The organism is Pseudomonas sp. 8BK (assembly GCF_902506475.1).
Lineage (GTDB): Bacteria > Pseudomonadota > Gammaproteobacteria > Pseudomonadales > Pseudomonadaceae > Aquipseudomonas > Aquipseudomonas anguilliseptica.
Genome location: NZ_LR733255.1, coordinates 1 through 4,705, shown reverse-complemented (window position 1 = coordinate 4,705; position 4,705 = coordinate 1). Strand labels below are relative to the sequence as shown.

Below are 4,705 nucleotides of genomic sequence, written 5' to 3'. Positions count from 1 at the left end.
GCAACCCGCGCATCCTGATCTTCGACGAAGCCACCAGTGCGCTGGACTATGAGTCCGAGCGCATCATCCAGCAGAACATGCAGGCCATCTGCAAAGGCCGTACGGTGATCATCATCGCGCACCGCCTATCTGCCGTACGCGACGCCAACCGCATCCTAGTAATGGATCGCGGCCAGATCGTCGAGCAGGGTAGCCATACCGAACTGCTGACTCATCAAGCTGGCCACTACTCGCGCCTACACCGCCTACAACACGGCGGTGCCGCATGAGCGCCAAACGCGACTTGATGAATCGCTACCGTCAGGCCTGGCGACACTCTTGGCAAAACCGTAAAGCCATGGATGCACCAGCGCGGTTAAACCACGAGGTGCAATTCCTGCCGGCGGCCTTGGCCTTGCAGGAACAACCGGTGCATCCCGCGCCACGCTATACCCAATGGATCATCATGACCTTTGCCGCCCTGACCCTGCTGTGGGCCTGTGTGGGCGAAATTGATGTGGTGGCCACCGCTAGTGGCAAGATCGTGCCCAGCGGCAAAAGCAAGGTTATCCAGCCCAGTGAAGTGGCTGTGGTCAAAGCCATTCACGTGTACGACGGGCAACAGGTCAAAGTCGGTGATCTGCTGATTGAACTGGACACCAGCATGACCGGTGCCGATATCGAGCGCCTGAACAGCGACCTACTCGCAGCTCAAGTCGACAGCGCTCGCGCAACAGCCCTGCTTGAGGCGATTCAGACCAGCGCGGCGCCGGCCAGCTTGGCGCAACTGATTCCCCATGCCAGTGCAGAGCAGCAATTAGCGGCGCAGCGCTGGCTGCAAGGTCAATACCTAGAGCTGCAAAGCACTCTGGAGCAAAGCGCCGCGGCCATCGAACAACGCAGCGCCGAGATCCAGGCTGCACAAAGCACAGTGGCCTCGTTGCAACAGAGCCTGCCGATTACCCGCGAACTGACTGCCGACTACAAGCGTCTGCTCGATAAACAGTTTGTCGCCAAACATGCCTACCTGGAAAAGCAGCAAATCCTCCTCGACCAAGAACGCGAGCTGGGCACCCAGCAATCCCGCGTACGCGAACTCAGTGCCGCGAAAAAGGCCGCACAAAGCCAACAAAACAGTGTGATTGCGCAAACCCGCCGCGCCATGCTTGACCTGCAACACGAATCCGAACAGCGCGCCGCAGCACTTACCCAAGAGCTAAAAAAGGCCCAGCAGCGAGACAGCTTAAGGCGCCTCACCGCTCCCGTAGATGGCACCGTGCAGCAATTGGCCATTCATACCAACGGCGGCGTAGTTACCGAGGCTCAACCGTTGATGGTCATCGTCCCCAGCGACCAGCCAGTGGAAGTGGAAGCGATGCTGGAGAACAAAGACATCGGCTTTGTAAGACCAGGGCAAACCGTCGAGATCAAAGTCGAGACCTTCAGCTTCACCAAGTACGGCGTGGTAGACGGCGTCGTACAAAGCATCTCCAACGATGCAATCGAAGATGAGCGCCTCGGATTGGTGTACAGCGCGCGGATACAACTTAAGAAGAACACGATTCAAGTGGGTGAGAACCTGATTTCGTTGTCACCGGGTATGGCAGTAAGGGCGGAAGTGAAGACGGATAAGCGCAAGGTGATCGATTACTTCTTGAGTCCGCTAAAAGAATATAAAAATGAAAGTCTTGGGGAGCGTTAGGGTTTTTTTTGATTGGAGGATTTTCGTTTTAAGCAAGGTAATATTTGGCTAGGTTTTTTGAGCTGGGGTTTGATTAATGAAAAAGATATTGTTTTCAATGTTTTTTGTGTTTTTTGTGTTTTTTGTGTTTGCATTGTGTGTTTCATTTTTTGGGAAAAAAGATAGTTTATGGTTGGTGAGAGATATGTGGCCTGTCCATTACTTTAATACGGTGGGGGGGGGGCTCGTTCATGAGGAGATAGTAAATCTCATGACTCTACAGCCAGGTGTTTCTGATGATAGCGCAGTGGCTGGATATGTGTCAGGTAGCAGATGTGAAGATGCTACTTATGCATGCATGTTGAATACGCTGTCAGCCGCAAATATTCTATTTGGAGTTGGTGAGCTTGAGTCGGGACTGAAGCTGATTGAAACGGCAAGAAAAAAAATAGTGAAGGGGGCTGATTGTCCAATAAGTATAGAATCTAGTGTTCTGCTTTATAAAATTAAGATGTTCTCTGTGGGTGCGTTTTTTGATGTTGTGCCTGAGGCAGTCGCTACTGTTAATAAAATAAGAACAGATGGCGGGGTTCTTTATGACTTGAGGACTCAGTCATGTGCGAAATTGGCTAAAGAGCGCCCAGAGCTATTTCATGAATATGTGGTTGTTGTCTCGCGCGTTATGGCTTATGCGGTGGGAGAATACTCTTCTGCAGGTGCATATATTCAAGAGCGCAACAAGCTTAGTTATTGATCTGTAAAATTGGGAGTTAGGGATGCCTGCTACAAGCTTGCTTGATATAAAAAAAGGGATGGAGGATGCTAAGGCTACGACGGACTATTTGCACTCCCAAATCGATAATTTAAAAAATTATAATGATCCAGGGGTTACTGAGAGAGTTATGAATGAAACCCTTGCATATCTTAATGATACGCATGGGAGTGGGGTTGTAGGGGAGATTCTTGGTGCAGGTTTGTGGCTCACTAAATATACGGAGGGTCAATTCCCTACTGAGGATGCAATTAAGTTCCAAAATTCTGTATTGAGAGCTATGATTGATTTAACGAATTTTGGGAACTACTTGGATGGAAGAGAGGGTAGTTATAATGATTTTCCAGAAGGACCTTTTTTAGAGCCTGATGATCCCTTGCAAGACGAGCTAGATAAGTGGAACGATCGCCTTGAGGATGCCAAACGCTTACTAAAACCTTACGTAGATACAGGTACAAGTTGCACTATTCCATCATTTCAGAATGAGACTTACAGATCGGCTCTCAATTTTGTCCAACGCCGCGACCCCCTCGCCCTCGACCTCGACGGCGATGGTATCGAAACTGTCGGCGCTAATTCCGGTATTACCTTCGACTTTGATGGCGATGGCCTAAAAACCGGTACCGGTTGGGTCAAGGGGGACGACGGTTTTCTGGTGTGGGACCGCAACGGCAACGGCGCTATCGATAACGGTAATGAGCTGTTTGGAGTCGACACCGTCAAGGTCAATGGCCAGAAAGCGAGTAACGGCTTTGATGCCTTGGGTGATTTGGATGGCAATGCTGATGGCGTATTCGACGCCCAGGATGAGCAGTTCGCCAATGTCCGCGTTTGGCAGGATCTAAACCAGGATGGTGTCGCCCAAGCCAATGAGCTGAAAAGCCTGGCCGAGCACGATATTACCGCCGTCAACTTGGGCTCCACCGCCACTAACCAAAACTCCAACGGCAACTTGATCAGTGCTGTGGGCACTTTTGTACGTGGCGATGGCAGTGAGGGTTCGGTTAACGGCAACCAGAGCCTGGCCGCTAACCTGGATCTAGCGACTAACCCGTTCTACCGCGAGCACACCGATACCATTGCCCTTAGCGATAGCGTTAAGGCCTTGTCTGATATGAAAGGCTCCGGTGCTGTGCGTGACTTGCGAGAAGCCGCGATGCTTAGTAGCCAGCTTCAGTCGCAGTTGAGCCAGTATAATCAAGCCAGTCGACCGGATCAGGTTGGTATGCTTGATACGCTTCTACGTACTTGGGCTGCGACTGCGGACTATCGTACCTGGGATCAGCGTATTGGTGATCTGGGTAACGATATTGTCGAGGTCAGTTTTGCTTATTCTTGGGAGCGTGCCACAACCGATGGAATTGGCAGCGGAGCTAGCAGTAGCGGCAGTCAGGCTGAGATAGGCTCGGCTAAAGAAGATACTGGGCCGACGGCAGAACAACTCGAAAAACAGCAGTTGCTGGAGCGTGTTAAGATTTTAGAAATATTTAATGCGCAGAATTTCTTCAATTTTTCGCGTGACGAATCATCCACTGATTCTGGTGGCGATGCTTTAGTCGCTTTTTCTCTTTCCTCTGGGGCAAATACTCGATCGAGATCGATGTCTGCCGGTGGCCGAGAAGTTGTGCTGACCGAGGAAGATATTAGTATCAATGCCGGTCAGGCTGAGTTGTTGAATAAGTCCTACGAAAGTCTACTACATTCTTTATATAGGGGGTTGGTTGTACAGGCTCATCTGAAACCTTATCTCGATGTTATTGGGTTGGTGTTTAGTAATGCCGAACCTGTTTTGGATTTCTCAGCCACTCAGCAACTATTCCTGCAAAACGCCGAGCAGAACCCTGCAGAGACCATGCTGGATATAGCAGACTTTATGAGTTACATGAAGTTTACGGGCAAGGACATGCTCAATTGGGGCAGTTTTACTGACCGTATGTTGACCTCATTAAGTGAGGCTGATGCCGTGGAGTTCTATCGTCAAGTTTCTTTGCTTCCATTACCCGATGAAGATGAAAGTGTGCGATTCGGCACCCATAACAGCGATAGTTTCAAAGGGGGGGCAGGAGCTGACACATTCTTCGCGGGAGCGGGTGATGACGCCTTAAATGGCGGTACCGGCAGTAATACGCTCTTTGGCGGTGCAGGGAACGACACGCTGAAGGTAAACCTTTCGTCCGCGGGCAATCTGCTGTCGGGCGGTACCGGTGATGACACGCTCGTCGGCAGTTATTACGCCGATACCTATGTGTTCAACCTAGGTGATGGCGTGGACA

Annotated in this window: 2 protein-coding genes and 2 pseudogenes; all 4 read left to right on the top strand. The window is 50.7% G+C overall.

Annotation, left to right across the window (positions count from 1 at the left end; translation table 11 throughout):
* Positions 1-269: pseudogene (locus ACIN8IBEIGE_RS20570) on the top strand (type I secretion system permease/ATPase); the annotation flags it as partial.
* Positions 266-1,681: an HlyD family type I secretion periplasmic adaptor subunit gene (locus tag ACIN8IBEIGE_RS20565; RefSeq protein ID WP_160016440.1), complete on the top strand. Its 1,416-nt coding sequence runs from the start codon at positions 266-268 to the stop codon at positions 1,679-1,681. The pseudogene ACIN8IBEIGE_RS20570 and the gene ACIN8IBEIGE_RS20565, both read left to right, overlap by 4 nt.
* A 76-nt stretch (positions 1,682-1,757) precedes the next feature.
* Entirely contained in the window at positions 1,758-2,414 is a 657-nt protein-coding gene (locus tag ACIN8IBEIGE_RS20560; RefSeq protein WP_160016439.1) for a hypothetical protein, read from the top strand.
* A gap of 22 nt (positions 2,415-2,436) precedes the next feature.
* Positions 2,437-4,705 (top strand): annotated as a pseudogene (locus tag ACIN8IBEIGE_RS20555) (hypothetical protein); the annotation flags it as partial.

Excerpts from the sequence above, each read along its gene's own strand:
- ACIN8IBEIGE_RS20565 (WP_160016440.1), top strand. The coding sequence starts at position 266 with ATGAGCGCCAAACGCGACTTGATGAATCGCTACCGTCAGGCCTGGCGA.
- ACIN8IBEIGE_RS20560 (WP_160016439.1), top strand. The coding sequence starts at position 1,758 with ATGAAAAAGATATTGTTTTCAATGTTTTTTGTGTTTTTTGTGTTTTTT.